Origin of the sequence: Pseudoduganella guangdongensis (assembly GCF_009857475.1) — a bacterium.
Lineage (GTDB): Bacteria > Pseudomonadota > Gammaproteobacteria > Burkholderiales > Burkholderiaceae_D > Rugamonas > Rugamonas guangdongensis.
Genome location: NZ_WWCJ01000016.1, coordinates 48762 through 64477 on the forward strand (window position 1 = coordinate 48762; position 15716 = coordinate 64477).

The 15716-nt window shown below is 64.8% G+C and carries 11 protein-coding genes and 1 tRNA gene; 6 read left to right on the forward strand and 6 right to left on the reverse strand.

What is annotated here, in order from left to right:
• Positions 1–19 precede the first annotated feature (19 nt).
• The 3 genes from GTP41_RS19935 to GTP41_RS19945 all read right to left on the reverse strand — a co-directional run bounded on the left by GTP41_RS19935 (position 20) and on the right by GTP41_RS19945 (position 3795).
• Positions 20–1069, reverse strand: coding sequence for a pectate lyase family protein (locus tag GTP41_RS19935; protein WP_161027330.1), 1050 nt, complete (start codon positions 1067–1069; stop codon positions 20–22).
• 401 nt (positions 1070–1470) lie between these two features.
• Positions 1471–1546, reverse strand: a tRNA-Asn gene (locus tag GTP41_RS19940).
• Between the two features lie 59 nt (positions 1547–1605).
• Positions 1606–3795: a TonB-dependent receptor gene (locus GTP41_RS19945; RefSeq protein ID WP_161027331.1), complete on the reverse strand. Its 2190-nt coding sequence runs from the start codon at positions 3793–3795 to the stop codon at positions 1606–1608.
• Between the two features lie 349 nt (positions 3796–4144).
• Between GTP41_RS19945 and GTP41_RS19950 the strand changes: the two genes are divergently transcribed.
• The 6 genes from GTP41_RS19950 to GTP41_RS19975 all read left to right on the forward strand — a co-directional run bounded on the left by GTP41_RS19950 (position 4145) and on the right by GTP41_RS19975 (position 11144).
• Positions 4145–6817 carry a S8 family serine peptidase gene (locus tag GTP41_RS19950; RefSeq protein WP_161027332.1) on the forward strand — a complete coding sequence of 891 codons (2673 nt, stop codon included), beginning with the start codon at positions 4145–4147 and terminating at the stop codon, positions 6815–6817.
• Between the two features lie 113 nt (positions 6818–6930).
• On the forward strand, positions 6931–7575 hold the full coding sequence (locus GTP41_RS19955) for a hypothetical protein (RefSeq protein WP_161027333.1): 645 nt from the start codon (positions 6931–6933) through the stop codon (positions 7573–7575).
• Positions 7572–8270, forward strand: coding sequence for an ABC transporter ATP-binding protein (locus GTP41_RS19960; RefSeq protein ID WP_161027334.1), 699 nt, complete (start codon positions 7572–7574; stop codon positions 8268–8270). The genes GTP41_RS19955 and GTP41_RS19960 overlap by 4 nt, the downstream gene beginning before the upstream one ends.
• Positions 8260–9516 carry an ABC transporter permease gene (locus tag GTP41_RS19965; protein ID WP_161027335.1) on the forward strand — a complete coding sequence of 419 codons (1257 nt, stop codon included), beginning with the start codon at positions 8260–8262 and terminating at the stop codon, positions 9514–9516. The genes GTP41_RS19960 and GTP41_RS19965 overlap by 11 nt, the downstream gene beginning before the upstream one ends.
• A complete protein-coding gene (locus tag GTP41_RS19970; RefSeq protein WP_161027336.1) occupies positions 9509–10213 on the forward strand; it encodes an outer membrane lipoprotein-sorting protein in 705 nt (234 codons plus the stop codon). The genes GTP41_RS19965 and GTP41_RS19970 overlap by 8 nt, the downstream gene beginning before the upstream one ends.
• Positions 10200–11144: a hypothetical protein gene (locus GTP41_RS19975; protein ID WP_161027337.1), complete on the forward strand. Its 945-nt coding sequence runs from the start codon at positions 10200–10202 to the stop codon at positions 11142–11144. Before GTP41_RS19970 ends, GTP41_RS19975 begins: the two co-directional genes overlap by 14 nt.
• 2 nt (positions 11145–11146) lie before the next feature.
• On the opposite strand, the gene GTP41_RS19980 is transcribed toward GTP41_RS19975, so the two are convergent.
• From GTP41_RS19980 to GTP41_RS19990, 3 genes are all read right to left on the reverse strand, one after another.
• Positions 11147–11938: a LytR/AlgR family response regulator transcription factor gene (locus tag GTP41_RS19980; RefSeq protein WP_202419814.1), complete on the reverse strand. Its 792-nt coding sequence runs from the start codon at positions 11936–11938 to the stop codon at positions 11147–11149.
• A gap of 2 nt (positions 11939–11940) precedes the next feature.
• A complete protein-coding gene (locus tag GTP41_RS19985) occupies positions 11941–13008 on the reverse strand; it encodes a sensor histidine kinase (protein WP_161027338.1) in 1068 nt (355 codons plus the stop codon).
• An 81-nt stretch (positions 13009–13089) separates the two neighbouring features.
• A complete protein-coding gene (locus GTP41_RS19990) occupies positions 13090–15705 on the reverse strand; it encodes a TonB-dependent receptor (RefSeq protein WP_161027339.1) in 2616 nt (871 codons plus the stop codon).
• Between the last annotated feature and the right edge of the window lie 11 nt (positions 15706–15716).

Genomic DNA, 15716 nt, shown 5'->3' on the forward strand with positions numbered 1-15716 from the left:
CCTCGCGATAGGTACTGGATTATTGGGCCAGGTTGGTACGCGCGCCAGCCGTGGCAATCGCCTTGGCCTTCACGTTCGCGCCGGGAATCGCCGTATAGGCGTAGCCGGTCGGGCCATACGATTGGGTCGAGCCCCAAGTGGTGGCATTGACCGCGCCGCTCGGCGTGTCCCAGGTGATGCCCGGACCGACATAGTTGTCGCGCAGTTCCCAGTAGCCGATCCGGCTGCTGTCACGCGATGTCACGGGATTTTTCACGTTCTCGAAATAATTCGATTCGATCAGGGATACCCCGTCCATGCGCACGTTGATGCCGGAGGTCAGGACGTTGTTGAAGTAGTTGTTGTAGATGTGGCTCTGGCCAAAACGCTGCAGCGGCAGGCGCGCCTTGATGTTCTCAAAGCGGTTGTTATGGTACGTGGTGCGCGCGTTGGCATTGGCGGTATCGCTGTCGCTATAGCCGTTCAACGACACTTTCTGGTAGTTGTAGACGTGGTTGTACGACACCGTAATGTGGTGCGCGCCCTTCTTCATGTCGATGCCGCCGTCAAAGGATGCGTCGCCGGCGCCGGGGCAGCTGGTCAGCGACGCGAAGATAGTGTTGTGGTCGATCCAGATATTGCTTGGCTGGCCGGACGACATGCCTTCGATCGAAATCGAATCGGCTGCCTCGCCGCCTTGCAGCAGCCCGATCATCATGTTCTGCACGATGATGTTGTGCGCGTTGCCCGCGATATGGATGCCGAAATTGGCACTGGAATCGGCCGCGCCACGGATCGTGATATTGCTCTTGTTCTTGACTGACAGCGTCTGCGCCGGCTTTTGCCATTGCGCGCAAACGTCCGTGATGGTGCTGAAGTCAAACTTGCCGGTGTAGTTCAGCACCAGGCCGGAATTATCGGTATAGGCGTTGATGGCGGCCTGCATCTGCGCCAGGCTGGACACATTCACCGGCGCCTTGTTGCCGCCGCCAGTGGTGGCCGCGCCGTAGCCAACCGGGCCCGCCATGGCGCCCGCAGCCGCAGCTAGTCCGGCAGCGGCGAATAGCATTTTCAGTTCCGTATTCTTCATAGACTTGTCTCCATTGATTGTTGTGGGCTGGAGGGCCGGCTGAAGTGACTCCTGATGCGAATTGGCCGGACCACCTTAGCCAGATTCGGTCAGGCCAATTTTCTTGTCAATTTGTCTTTTTTAACGGAAGCGCATGCCGGCAAACGGGAAAATACGCTAAATTCCGCGAAATCCTGGCGAACAAACGTCGATATTGACGCAAAGTGCTGGAAAGTTGCAATCGCTCAAATCTACCCAGTCACACTAAAAAACAACAATCGGACTGACCAATTTAAAATTCGGTCTGACCAAAAATTTCATGCGCCGGCATACACCGCCGAGTCAGGGCAGGCTTTGGCAAATGCGCCACCTGAAATGCAAAAAGCCCAGCGAATATAGCTGGGCTTTTTGCATTGAAATTCTGGCTCCCCGACCTGGACTCGAACCAGGGACCTGCGGATTAACAGTCCGTCGCTCTACCGACTGAGCTATCAGGGAAAAGAGGCCGTATTATAGCCATCGATTTTGGGGCTGACAAGAGTCAGCCCCAAAAAGGATTAGAACGAACCCTTGAACTGCACGCCAAACTGACGCGGCTCGTTGATGAAGCCGGTCAGGTTGTTGAAGTCGATGGCGCCGGTGATGCGGCGCTGGTCGGTGATGTTGCGTGCAAAGGCTGCCACTTCATACTTGCCGCCGGCCCAGTTGTAGCCCACGCGCAGGCCGCCTTCGGTCAGCGGTGCGCCGGTGAATTCAACTGCTTCGTACAGGAAGAAGTTGACCTTGGAACGGTAGGACCAGTCGGTCAGCACGAACAGGTTGCCTTCTGCCAGCGGGTAGTTGTAGCGGGCGTTCAGGTTGATGATCCACTTCGGCGCTTGCGGCAGTGCGTTGCCGTCGATGGAAACGCGGCCGGCACCGTTGATCGGGTCCAGGATGGTGCACTGTGCGCACTTGTTCAGGGACAGCGAAGGATCGCGGATCTCGGTGAAGTTGTACGACGCGCTGGCGGAAACCTTGAAGTCGTTGGTGACAAAGCCTTCGATCTCGCCTTCGATGCCGCGGCCCTTGGTCTTGGCAGCGTTAATCAGCTTGGTGACGTTGGAATTGCCGCCGACCACGGTCAACTGCTGGTTCTTCACGTCGTAGTCGTACACGCTCAGGGAAGCGCGCGCGCGGCGGTTCCACAGGTCCGCTTTCACGCCGGCTTCGATCGAGGTGATGGTTTCTGCATCGGCCACGGTGATCGGCACCGAGGTCGAAGGAGCAGCGATGGAAGGCGCGCGGAAGCCGGTCGCGTAACGGGCGTACACGCTGACATCCTTGTTCAGCTTGTAGGTGCCGCTCAGGTCCCAGTTGAACTTGTCCTTGGACTGCGAAACAGTCTTCGGGCCCACCAGCACGGTGCCGGTGGTTTCCAGGGTTTCAAAGTCCTTCTTGTCTTCGGTGTAGCGCAGGCCGCCGCGCACGGTGAACGCGTCGTTCACGGCGTAGTTCACGGAGCCGAACAGGGCGTAGGCTTCGTTCTTCTGCTGCGATTTCACGCGCGAGGTGCGGTCGCCGGCAACGTTGAAGTTGTCCTGGCCTGCCACTGCCTTCTCGTCGAAGAAGTAGGCGCCTGCCTGCCAGTTCAGCGGGCCGGTGTACTTGGATTCAACGCGGAACTCTTGCGAGTACTGCTTGATGTCCGGTACGAAGGAGCCGGTCGCCACCTGGAACGGCACTGCCGGCGCGTTGGTCGGGTTGCCGCCGTCGATGTCGCCGCGCGAGTTGTACTTGGCCACGGTCTCGTAACCGGTGATCGAGTACAGCTTGTGCGCGCCCAGATCCCAGCTCATACGCACGCTGGCGCCCTGGGTTTTCAGTTCCTGGTCTTCGCGTGCGTTGATGGCGATCTTGTCCGCATCAAAGCCGTCGACGAAGGTGTTGGAACCCTTCTTGATGATGTTGGCGCGGAACAGGCGCGAGCTGCCGGTGGTGGCGCGCTGGTGCACATTGAACAGGGCATTGAACATGCCGTTCGGCTGGTACAGCACCTGCACGCGTTCGGCGTGCTCGTTGTAGCCCTCCAGCGCGTCTTTCTCGCCGGTGAAGGTGCTGTCGACGAAGTCGTCGCGGTGCTGGCGCAGGGTCGATACGCGCAGGGCCCACTCTTTCGACAGCGGCACGTTGGCGGCTGCTTCCAGGTTGACGGTGGCGTCGCTTGCGTAGGAAACGTTGTAGAAGCCTTCCACGCCGCGCAGGCTTGGCTTGGCCGATTCGAACTTGACCACGCCGGCCGGGGTGTTACGGCCGAACAGGGTGCCTTGCGGGCCGCGCAGCACTTCCACATTGGCCAGGTCGAACATCGGGTAACCCTTGAGGATAGGGTTCTCTTGCACCACATCGTCGTAAATCAGGGAAACCGGCTGCGACGCGAACACGGCGAAGTCGGCGTTACCGTAGCCGCGAATGTAGAAGCGCGGGAATACACGGCCGGTCGACGACTCGACGTTCAGCGATGGGGTCTTGCCCGCCAGGACGCGGATATCCTGGCCGCCGGACAGCAGGATGTCCAGCTTTTCGTCCTTGATCATGGACACGGATACCGGCACTTCGCGGATATTCTCAGCGCGGCGTTGTGCGGTCACGGTCACTACTTCCAACTGACCGACTGGGGCCTGGGCTGCTTCCTGGGCCAGGGCGGCCATCGGCAGGGTCGCGCCGATTGCCAGAAGACGCTTATGCATCTTGGACAACTTCATCATGTTCTTTCCTTGTGGGTGATGTGATGTAGTCTCCTTATTCCCCCCACAGGCCGCGGTCTGTTGCCGCGAAAATAGCGCGCATTATATACCCACTATAAGATTTGAGCACTATTGCTTAATAGTAAGTGTGCTATTGGGTAGCCGTTTCCACGCCGGCCGCGATTTCGACCTGCAAAGCCGTGACTTCGGCCTGCCCCGCCGGCAAGGACAGTGGCGAAGGTTTTCATACGTCTCCTGGTGGGTATATGGCGCATGATAGACGCAGGTCAAAACCAGAACAAATAAGCCTCCTAGACTGGCCTGAACCCCGCGACAAAAAGCGGGCTTCCCCACCTCGCCAGGAGACATCATGAAGAACTTTCCGCAAGAGATGAGCCACGCATCCGGTGCCACGCTGGTCCTCGACCGCACGCGCCTTCTGCTCGCGCTCAAGCAGCCGAAGGAGCGCAGCGCAGTCGAAGCTTTCCTGCACGGCCTGGACTTATTCCTGGAAGACGAAGCCGACGAAGGCATGGTGCCCGGCGAGCGCGTCAACCACACCAGGACGCGCTACTTCGTGCAAGCGCGCCGCCCGCTGGACGACGCCCAGCTGGCAAAAATCGAAGAAGCCGGGGCGGCGCTCAGCCTGGACTGGCTCGGCCCCGTTTACCGCATGGCCGGCCAGCGCGGCCGGCGCGCCCTGGCCGCGCCCCTGCCCCACGTGGCCGTCATCAAGCTGCGCCAGTCGCGCGACAAAGCCGCCAAGCTGCCGGAAGGCCTGGGCAGCAAAGGCGCGGCCGAACCGATGATCCAGGAAGTCACAGAGAAATCGCGCTACCTGAATGGGCACCGCTACTTCCAGATCGCCAACGTGAAGGAGATCAACGCCTACCAGCTGCGCGAGCGCCTGCGCCAGCTGCCCAACGCGCCGATCGCCGACTTCCAGTTCGAGACCATGCCGCTGCTGACGCCCACCTCGATCGCGCCCAACGACACCCTGTTCCCGCAGCAATGGGACATGACGCGCATTGAGGCCGGCGGCCCCGGCACCACCGGCTGGGACATCACCACCGGCATCGCCACCGCCGTGGTCTGCGTGCTGGACGAAGGCTGCGACCTGAGCCACCCCGACCTGCGCTTTTCCGCCAACGGCATCAACCTGGGCACCATGAGCGGCGACGGCTCTCCCACCGGCAACCACGGCACCGCCTGCGCCGGCATTGTGGCCGCCACCTACAACAACGGCACCGGCGTCACCGGCGTAGCGGGCGACGCACGCATCCTGCCGGTCGCCTTCGACGCCTGGACCGATGTCGAAGTGGCCAACGGCATCAACTACGCCGTGGCCAATGGCGCCAGCGTGATCAGCATGAGCTTCGGCTGGAATGCCTGGAGCCCGGCCATCATCGACCCGGCCATCCAGAACGCCTTCAACAACGACCTGGTGATGTGCGTGGCCACCCACAACTACAACGGCCCCATCACCTACCCCGCCACCAACCCGCTGGTGATCGCGGTCGGCGCTTCGGACGAGGTGGACAACCGCAAGACCCCGCTCAGCCCCGACGGCGAGCCCTGGGGCTCCAACTTCGGCCCGCAAATCTCGGTGGTTTCGCCCGGCGTGCATATCCCCACCACCGACATCCAGGGCGGCGGCGGCTACGACACGGGCGACTACGAGCTGCTGTTCAACGGCACCTCCTCCGCCACGCCGCACGTGGCCGGCCTGGCGGCCCTGATCCGCAGCGTCTACCCGACACTGGACAATGTGCAGGTGCGCGCCCACATCGAGCGCACCGCGCAGAAGGTGGGCGCGGTGGCCTATGCCGGCACGGCCGGCTACCCCAACGGCAGCTGGAACCAGGAGATGGGCTATGGCCGCATCAACGTCTTCCGCGCCCTCGACGAGGCCGACGTGATGATCAAGGACTCCCCGTCCGACAGCGGCGCCGAGCCTTTCACCGGCGGCAATTTCTGGGACTTCTCCGACATTGTGGTGCGCATCAACGACGATAACGTCTTCATGCCGGGCGACCCGCTGCAGTCGAAGAACGTGGAGCGCGGCCAGGCCAACTACATCTATGTGCGCGTCACCAACAACGGCGCGCGCGACGCCCGCAACGTCACGGTCAGCACCCGCATCATCCCGTATGTCGGCCTGCAGTTCGTGTATCCGCCCGACTGGACCGCGGTGGACGCCACCCACGTCAGCCCGACCGGCATCGCCACCAGCTTCGCCAGCGTGCCGGCGGGCGGCACGGCCATAGCCAAGTTCCGCATCGAGGCCTCGCAGGTGGAGTCGCTCTACGGCTGGCAGACCAACCACCCATGGCACCCCTGCCTGCTGGCCGTGGTCAATTCCGACAACGACTACGCCTTCGCCAGCGCGCCGCTGACGGGCGACCCGATCAGCGCCCGCCTGAACAACCTGGCGCAGCGCAACCTGACGGTGATCGACGTGCTGGCCGGCGCCGGCGCCGCCTTCCCCTTCATCGCCGGCAACCGCTTCAACCGCGAAACGCGCATGACGCTGGTGATCGACCGCAGCCGCCTGCCGCACGACATGCCGCTTACCCTGTCGCTGGACGAAGACGGCTCCGCCTTCCCTGCCATCGATTTCGAGAACCAGGTCGACCCGGCGCCCGACCAGGGCCATGAACATGGCGGGGACGACATGGGCCGGGATTGCGGCCTGGTCTTCCTGCATGACACCCGGGTCAAGACCCGCTTCGGCTGCTGCTGCGGCATCCTCACCTTGGCCAAAGGCTCCCACTTCGACTGCCTGCCCCAACGCACCCTGGGCAATGTCAGCGTGGAAGGCGGCGACGTGGTCCTGCGCAATGGCAAGCGCTATGTCGAGATCCGTAATGCCGTGGTCAAGGTCAGCATGGAGAAGGAACCTGCTGTCATGTATCCGCTGGCCCTGCGCAGCACAATCCCGGCCAGTGCCGCAGAAGGCGAACAGTTCACCATCAATGTGGCCGAACTCAATGCCCAGGGCACCCCGGTCGGCGGCGCGGCCATGGTGTACCACGTCGGCTAGCCCGCCATCCAGCCCGGTTTCGCGCCGCCGCAACCGGGTTTCGTCGCACCGCGGTGGCGCCGCCGGTGCCTGCTCCGTAGTCTTACAGCATCAACAACGACTACGGAGCACCCATGAAACACGCCATCCTCACCCTCGCCATCGCCCTCGCCTACGGCAACGCTCTGGCCGCAGCGGTACCTGACAACGCCGCCTTCAGCGCCGCACGCCAGCAATTTGTGGCCGGCGCCGGCGGCGACGCCTCCGCGCGCGACGCCTCGATCGACGCCTTTGAAAAGCTGGCCGGCAGCCAGCCCGGCAATCCGGTTTACCTGGCCTACCAGGGCGCCGGCTTCACCCTGCGCGGGCGCGACGCGTTCATGCCCTGGGACAAAATGAAGTTCACCGAAAAAGGCGCCGACATGATCGAAAAGGCCCTGTCGCTGCTGGCGCCGGAACACGACACCCTGCTGCTGGGCGGCACTCCGGCCAGCATCGAAACCCGCCTGGTGGCCGCCAGCACCCTGCTCGCCATGCCCGAATTCATGAACCGCCGCAGCGGCGGCAAGCGCGCCTTGCAAGCGGCGCTCGATTCGCAAGCCCTGGCCCAGGCGCCGGCCCCGGTGCGCGCCAACCTGTTCAGCGTCGCCGCGCGCGTGGCCGCCGAGGAAAAGCGCAGCGCCGACGAAGTGGGCTACCTGCGCCAGGTGGTGGCGACCCAGGCCACCACGCCGCACGTCGCCAAGGCCGCCGCCCGCCTGAAGGAGCTGGGCCAATGAGGGCCGGCGAACCGCTGCTGTCGCTGCGCGGCGCCAGCAAGTCCTACACCCTGGGCGGCAACGTGATCCGCGCCCTGAAATCGGTCGACCTGGGGCTGGTGCGCGGCGAAATCGCCGCCATCACCGGCCCTTCCGGCAGCGGCAAGAGCACCCTGCTCAACCTGTGCGGCCTGCTCGACACGGCCGACGGCGGCGAACTGCTGTTCGACGGCGAGCCCCTGCCGGCCGGCGACGACGTGCGCCGCACCGCATTGCGGCGCCAGGCCATCGGCTTCGTTTTCCAGGGCTTTAACCTGGTGCCGGTCATGACCGCCCACGACAACGTCGACTACCCGCTCTACCTGCTCGGCGTGCCGGCCGCCGAACGCCGCGCGCGCGTGCAGGAAGCGCTGGCGCGCGTCGGCCTGCAAGACCTGGGCGGGCACAAGCCGGACCAGTTGTCCGGCGGCCAGCGCCAGCGCGTGGCTATTGCGCGCGCCATCGTCAAGCGCCCGCGCCTGGTCATCGCCGACGAACCAACCGCCAACCTGGACGCGCAAACCGCTTCCCAGATCGTCGGCCTGATGCGCGCCCTGGCGCATAACGACGGCACCAGCTTCCTGGTCGCCACGCACGACGAGCGCATGCTGCCGCATTGCGACCGTTCGCTCATGCTGGACGACGGCGTCCTGCAGGGAGGCATCCATGCTCATTGACTTCAAATGGCTTTCCCTGGCCTGCCGCAACGCCATGCGCAACCGGCGCCGCTCCCTGGTCACCCTGGCGATTGCCGCCACGGGCACCGCAGCGGCCCTGCTGGGCGGCGGCTTTGCGCTGCATACCTACGAATCGCTGGCGCAGGCCAGCGCGCGCGATACCGGCTACCTGGTGCTCGCCGCACCTGGCCATTTCGCCGGCATCGAGAGTATGCCGCTGGAGCACGGCCTGGCGGGCCGCAGCGAACTGACGCGCGAGCTGCTGACCCACCCGCAGGTGACGCGCGTGCTGCCGCGCTTGCAGTTCTCCGGCCTGGTCAGCAATGGCGACAAGAGCGAGATCTTCCTCGGCACCGGCGTCGATGCGCGCCAGGAGTTCCTGGTCAAAGGCCCGTTCATGCAGGTGGAAGACGGCGCCCTGCTGGACGACGGCAACGACAGCAGCGGCGGCGCCGCGGCAGCCGCGCGCGGCCCCGGCATCGTCCTCGGCAAAGGCCTGGCGCGCATCCTCAACGCCAAGCCGGGCAGCTCCCTCACCCTCATGTCCACCACCACCGCCGGCAGCCTGAACGCCATCGACGTCACCGTGACCGGCATCGTCAGCAGCGGCGTCGCCGATATCGACAAGCGCCTCGCCATGGTGGACCTGTCCACCGCGCAGAACCTGCTGGTGACGGACAAAGTCAGCTACCTGAGCGTCTACCTCGACGAACTCGCACACAGCGACGCCGTCGGCCAAACCTGGCGCAGCCAATACGCCGGCAAGCTGGAAATCCGCTCCTGGCTGGACCAGGCGGTGTTCTACCAGAGCGTGAAAGGCCTGTACAACCGCATCTTCGGCTTCCTCGGCGTAATCGTGCTGGTGATCGTGCTGTTCGCCATCGCCAATACCCTGTCGATGGCCGTGCTGGAACGCACCCGCGAGATCGGCACCCTGCGCGCCATGGGCACCACACCCGGCGAGGTCACCCGCCTGTTCACGCTGGAAGGCCTGGTGCTGGGCAGCGGCGGCGCCGCCCTGGGCATGGCGTTGGCGGCCGGAGTGGCGCTGGCACTACTAAAGTCCGGCATCCAGATGCCCCCTCCACCGGGCCGCACCGCCGGCTATCCGCTGGTCGTCACCGTATCGCCTGCCCTGTACGCCGCCGCCGCGCTGGCCGTCACCGTACTGGCGGCACTCGCCTCGCTGCTCGTCAGCCGCAAGGCTGCCAATCAATCCGTTGTGGAAGCACTCGCCCATGTTTAAGACCACGATCGCGGCCATGCTGCTGGCCGCCTGCGGCAGCGCCGCCGCGCAGGATGTGGAAGCCATCCTGCGCAAAGCCGACACCTACCGCCTGCGCGAAGCGTCCTCGCAACTGGAGACCCTGGTGCAAACCTATAAGGACGGCAAGCTGGATAAGGAAAAGCGCTACCAGGTGCTGGTGCGGCCCGGCGGCAAATCGCTGGTGCTGTTCCGTTCTCCCGGAGAGACCGGGCAGAAGGTACTGATGTCCGGCGATGACTTCTGGATGCTGCTGCCCGCCAGCGCGCGGCCTATCCGCATCACGCCGTTGCAAAAGCTGCTGGGCGACGCATCGACCGCCGACATCACCAACATGACCTGGTCCGGCGACTACCAGGGCAGCATCACGCGTGAGGTCGAGATCAACGGTGTGCCCTGCCTGGAACTGGAACTGGCCGCCACACGCAAAAACCTGAGCTACCAACGCCTGGTGCTGCATGTGGCCAAGGCCGACCACCGCCCAGTGCACGCGGACCTGTACGCCAGCTCCAATAAACGGCTCAAGCAAGCGCGCTTCAGCCAGAACCGCATGGTGCTGGTGGACGAAATCCAGAGCGGACGCGAAACCGTCATCACGACCTTGTCCAGCAAACCGCGCCAGTTCGGCGACGAATTGTTCAACCCCATGTTCCTGAGCCGTTCCGATGCCGCGCCATAAGTTCCCCCTTGCGCTGGCGTGCGCGCTTGCCCTGCCGCCGGCTACCCATGCCGGCGAGCTGGCGGCCAACGTGCGCGCGCAACTTGGCAGCCAATCCCTGCAAGCCGGCGAGTTGCGCTGGTCCGACGGCGCGCTGCGCGGCGTGCTCACCGCCACGCGCGTGGACGGCGGCAACGTGCGCCTGCGCCTCAATGAACTCAGCTACGACCGCGCCCTGGGCAGCGGCTTCCTCACCGCCGGCAAAAAAGTGATGAGCTGGGACGTCGGCTACGCTTTCCGCCCGCTGGACGTGGTGCAGCGCGAAGACCGCCGCGCGCTCAATCCGTTGGCGCTGGAAGGCGTTCCCATGCTCGCCTGGGAACGTTTTGACGCCGACAGCGCCACCACCATCGTCTGGGCCAACCCCACCCAAGGCCGCGCTACCAGCGCCGGCCAGCAGCGCGACGACGAAGCCCTCGCCATCCGCCACTACCGCCAGCGCGGCGCGCGCGACGAATACGCCGTGCTGCGCCTGTCGCGCCGCAACGGCATCGAAGCCGGCGCATCGTTCTCGCAGGTCGCCAGCGACGGCTTGGAACTGCACGCCTCTGTGCTCTGGCAACAGCGCCCCGCGCACAGCGGCAAGGCAATGGCAGGCTTCACCTGGACCACGGAAAGCAAGCTCTCCATCGTCGGCGAAATGTGGACCGACCGCAGCGCAGCACCCGGCCAGCAGCGCAACCGCATGCTGCGCGCCGCGCAGTATATCGATGATGTGGAGATATCGGCCGACGTGCTATGGCAGCCGCAAACGGGCAGCCGCATCGGCACTTTGTCGGCCAGTTGGAAGACCGGCCCCTGGACCCTGTCCGCCAGCTACCGCCGCTACGGCGGCCTGGCCGGGCGCTATATACAGGACACCGCCCTGGCCAGCCTCCAGCGCGGCTTCTGACTTCACATCTGGCGGAACAGGTGCGCGTACAAGGGCGACACGCGCAGCTTCTCCGCCCGACTGCGCAAGGCCAGCGACAACTTGCCGCCCTCCTCGCGCAACGCGCTCAGTACGCATGACGAATTGACGATGGTGCCGCGATGCACCTGCCAGAACAACTGTTCATCGAGCTGCGGCAACAGTTCTTTAAGGCTCATGCGGATCAGCAGCTCGCAATCCGCCGTCACCACATTCACATACTTGTCCGCCGCCTCAAAGTACACCACGTCCTCCACTGGCACCATGCGCACCTGGTTGCCGACGGCGGCGCGGATCACGGTCAGGCGCTGCGCCGGCGGCGCCGCCATCGGCACACCCAGCGCGCGCAGTTGCCCCGCCAGCACCTCCAGCGCTGCCGCGCCGCCCGCCGGCTTATCCTGCAGCCGCTGCTGCAAGCGCGCCACCGTGCGGCCCAGACGTTCATCGCTGACAGGCTTCAGCACATAATCGGCCGCCTCACGGTCAAACGCCTGCACCGCGAATTCATCGTACGCCGTTACGAACACCACCTGCGGGAAAGGCGCCGGCCCGGGCCAGGCATCCGCCAGTTCCGCCGCCACATCCAGCCCGGACTTGCCGGGCATTTTGATATCGAGGAACAGCACCTCCGGCTGCAAAGCCAGCGCCTGCTGCAGCGCATCGATGCCGTTCGCGCAATTGGCCACAATCGACAGGCCAGGCCACTGGCGCTGCAAAGCAGCCGCCAGCGTAGCAGCGAGGATGGGTTCGTCTTCAGCAATCAGTGCGGTCGTCATGGTCAGGCAGGCAGGAAAATTCGTGCAAGCGCGCCCTGCGGCGCGGCGTCAAGGGAAAGGGAAGCACGCTCGCCATACAGTCCAAGCAAGCGCTCGCGGATATTAACGAGGCCAAGCCCCGTGCCTGGCTTGCCCGGGCCGGCATCGAGCCCGCGTCCGGTATCCGACACCAGCAGTTCCAGGCCGCCATCCACCGCACGTGCTGTCACCTGCACATGGCCGCCGGCCACGTTCGGCTCCACGCCGTGGGCAATCGCATTCTCCACCAGCGGCTGCAACAGCATCGGCGGCAGTTCAAGATCGCGCAAGCCATCCGGCAGCTCCAACCCATAGCTCAAACGCGCGCCCATGCGCACCGACATCAAGCCAAGGTAAGCATCGAGTAGCGCAAACTCCTGTCCCAATGTCGTGCGTTCAGCGCGCGCGGCGCTCAAGGTTGCGCGCAAATAGGTAATCAACTGGTCCAGCATGGCCTGCGCGCGGACCGGGTCGAGCGCGATCAGTCCCTGCAGGTTGGCCAGGGTATTGAACAGCATATGCGGCTCAATCTGGGCCTGCAGCAGCTGCAACTGCGCCTGCAAAGCCTGGCGCTGAACCGCCTCCGCCCGCGCCTTTGCCATCGCCGCCTCGGCGCGCGCCTGCAACAGCCGGTCGCGGCCCGCAAAGAACACGGTCGCCGCCCCGGTGGCAAAAATGGTGAACAGGAAAGCGCTGGTGCCACGCTCGCCACTGAACGAATTCGTAATGTTGATCCGCATCCCAAGCAGCCACGCCGCCAGGTGGGAGCCCAGGAACACGCCTGCCACAACGCCAGCCGCCAGCACCGGCACGAACAAGAACCAATTGGTTTTGCGCTGTTCGCCCCAAATCGACAGGCGCGTCGCATCGATCAGCAACCAGGTGATGATGCCGATGCACATGGAGACCACGAGATTCACGCCGAACTGGCGCCCGCTGCCGAACACAAAAGTGATCAGGACCGCGCACAGGACGTTAAAGACCGCGACATACAGGCCATCAGTGGCCATGCGCCGCAGGGGGAAATGGAATTGCCGGGTAATTGTCTGCATGCCAAGAATTGTCGCCTTAACGGCCCTTGCCTGGCAACATCCATGCGACGAAAAAGCCCCTTCAAGGCGCAAAACGCCTGCTCAGAAGCGGTAAGCCAGGCGCAACTGCCAGCGCCGGCCCAGCAAATCATAGGTCATGGTGTCGGTATTACCGTCGATCCAGCTCTGGATGAACGGCGCCTTGCGGTCCCACAGGTTCTCCACCGCCAGGGACAACGTCAGCGCCGCGCTGGCTGCATAACGCAGGCTGGCATTGTGATAAACCACGCTGGGGGCGCTGGCACCGGCGTTGGCCGCCACCCCGTTGATATCGTCCGCCTTGCCGATCAATTGCAGGCCATAGCTGCCCGACCAAGCGCCCTTGCCGGCGCTGAGCACAGCGCTCGAGCGCCAGTGCGCAAAGCTGCCGCGGCCGCCGGTGATCTTGCCGGCATAGGCTATCGTCGCGCCGCCGGGATATGGCGTGACTTCAAAGCGCTGTAGCCGCGTCGCATCGAGCGCCAGCGACATGCGCCAATCGGCCAGCGAGAAATCGACCAGTGCGCCCAGGTCCACGCCGCTGATGCGCTGCTGCGCCACGTTCTCCGGCTGCGACGAGAGGAAATCGATATCGCCGGTGGCCGGATCGCGCGTAAAGCTGGCGGCGCCGCAGAATACGTGCGCCAGTTCCGGCGTGTTGTAGCAGATGGCAAGCTTGGTCGAACCGGGCACGGCCTCGATCGCGTTGTCGATGCGAATGTCGAAATAATCCGCCGTCAACGTCACCCGGCGTGAAGGCGTCCAGACCAGTCCCGCGCTCCTGTTCTGCGCCAGCTCCGGCCGCAGCGCCAGGTTTCCACCTGCCGTGGTCAGGGTCGTGTTCCCCAACTGACGATAACCGGCAGGCACCCCGTCCGCGCGGCAATTGCGGTACACCACCGAATCGGCCGGCAAGCTGTCCCACCGGTTGCAAGGGTCGCTGGTGGTAAGGGCCTGCGTCATCACTCCGCCGAACAGTTCTGGCACGGTGGGCACACGGAACGCGCGTGACCGGTTGGCGCGCAGCTTGAGCGGCCCCGCCACCTGCCAATCCAGGCCCGCCTTGTAAGTCCACTGCGCCCCGAACAAATCATAGTGCGAGTAGCGGCCGGCGGCATTCACGCGCAACGCCGCCAGCACGGGCACGGCCAGCTCCGCATAGGCCTCCCGCGCCAGGTACTTTCCCGCCACCCGGTCCTGCGCGTTGAGATTGGCCACCCGCGCCACAACCAGCGGATCCGGATCGCGCCAGCCCTGCTCGCGCCGCACTTCCACCCCTGCGGCAAAGCCGATCGCACCGGCAGGCAACTGCATCATCTCGCCGCTCAAGCTGGCCTGGAAACTGCGCTGCGCATTGCCGCCCTCGTCGCGGATGGTGGTATGCAGGTAATCCAGCACAGCTGGCGCCAGGGAATTCAGGCCGAGGTAATTGCCGCATGGCGCCGCGCCGGCGCGGCCGCAGTTCGCGGCATCCAGCGTCGCCGCAACGCGGTCGAGGTTAATGACATTGGTTGAGCCGTCTATGCCGGTATTGCGCGCCCAATTCAGCGAGGCCGACCATTCCCATCCGTTCTCGAAGCGTCCACGCAAGCCGCTAACGATGCGCGCCGTCCGGGTACGCTGGAAAAAGTCGCGCGGGCCGGCCTCCGCTACCCGGCGCCGCTCCAGCACCAGGTCCTGGCCGGTCGGGTTGGTCGGATGCGCGGCAGCGATCGCCATCGGGCGGAACACGCCCAGCGTTCCAGGCGAAGCCAGTTGCTCCGAGCGCCGCTCAACGTAGAGCAGTTCATTAAACCAGGCATGGCCGGGCGCCAACGCCTGCTGGCCGAACAGGCTGGCGCCCAGGCGCCGCACCGGATTGACGGCATTCAGCAGGGTGTTGCTGTTAAAGCCGTGCTTCAGCACGTCATAGGGCTCATACAGCCCACCCTCGATGAAGTTCACGCGCCGGCCATCGGCCAGGCGCGCACGGCCGCCCGCCGTGGATGAACTGCCGGAGCACACGAGCTGCATCCCGTTTGCCGCCAATGGGCACGGCGCGCGCGACGCCATCGGCACCGATTCCTGCCGCGAAAAGTGCAGGCCGGCCGTCCACGCGCCCTGCGCCGTGCGCCAGCCCAGCGTGCCGTCGGCCGCATGGCTGTCGCCGTCGCCGCGTGTGGTCGCGCCGCTGCGCAGCGCCAGCTCATTGCCCTCCCCGGCTTTGCGCGTGATGATGTTGACCACCCCCGCCAGCGCATCGGCGCCGTACACGGCGGACGCGCCATCCTTCAGCACTTCGATGCGCTCAACCAGCGCCAGCGGGATCATGTTCAAATCCACCGAGCTGTTCGCGCCGGTGCCGCCGACGACCAGGCGGCGCCCATTCAACAGCACCAGGGTGCGGTTGATGCCCAGTCCGCGCAGGTTGACTTGCGCGGTGCCATAGCCGTTCGCCGTCCAGTAAGCATTGCCCTGGTTGCCGGCCGCACCGGCCGACGCAGGCAGCTGCTGCAACAAGGTTTCCAGCGACGTTGCGCCGGAGCGCAGGATCGCATCCTGATCGATCACCGCCACCGGGCCGACGCCCGCCAACTGCTCCTGGCGCAGGTTGATGCGGCTACCTGTCACCTGCACGCGCTCCATCGCATTATCCGCATCAGTGGCCAACATCAACACCAGGGCGTGGGTCAGGAGCATGGTAGTTTCCT

Bases quoted from the DNA above. Each gene is read 5' to 3' on its own strand.
- GTP41_RS19935 (WP_161027330.1), bottom strand. From the start codon at position 1,069: ATGAAGAATACGGAACTGAAAATGCTATTCGCCGCTGCCGGACTAGCT.
- GTP41_RS19945 (WP_161027331.1), bottom strand. From the start codon at position 3,795: ATGATGAAGTTGTCCAAGATGCATAAGCGTCTTCTGGCAATCGGCGCG.
- GTP41_RS19950 (WP_161027332.1), top strand. From the start codon at position 4,145: ATGAAGAACTTTCCGCAAGAGATGAGCCACGCATCCGGTGCCACGCTG.
- GTP41_RS19955 (WP_161027333.1), top strand. From the start codon at position 6,931: ATGAAACACGCCATCCTCACCCTCGCCATCGCCCTCGCCTACGGCAAC.
- GTP41_RS19960 (WP_161027334.1), top strand. From the start codon at position 7,572: ATGAGGGCCGGCGAACCGCTGCTGTCGCTGCGCGGCGCCAGCAAGTCC.
- GTP41_RS19965 (WP_161027335.1), top strand. From the start codon at position 8,260: ATGCTCATTGACTTCAAATGGCTTTCCCTGGCCTGCCGCAACGCCATG.
- GTP41_RS19970 (WP_161027336.1), top strand. From the start codon at position 9,509: ATGTTTAAGACCACGATCGCGGCCATGCTGCTGGCCGCCTGCGGCAGC.
- GTP41_RS19975 (WP_161027337.1), top strand. From the start codon at position 10,200: ATGCCGCGCCATAAGTTCCCCCTTGCGCTGGCGTGCGCGCTTGCCCTG.
- GTP41_RS19980 (WP_202419814.1), bottom strand. From the start codon at position 11,938: ATGACGACCGCACTGATTGCTGAAGACGAACCCATCCTCGCTGCTACG.
- GTP41_RS19985 (WP_161027338.1), bottom strand. From the start codon at position 13,008: ATGCAGACAATTACCCGGCAATTCCATTTCCCCCTGCGGCGCATGGCC.
- GTP41_RS19990 (WP_161027339.1), bottom strand. From the start codon at position 15,705: ATGCTCCTGACCCACGCCCTGGTGTTGATGTTGGCCACTGATGCGGAT.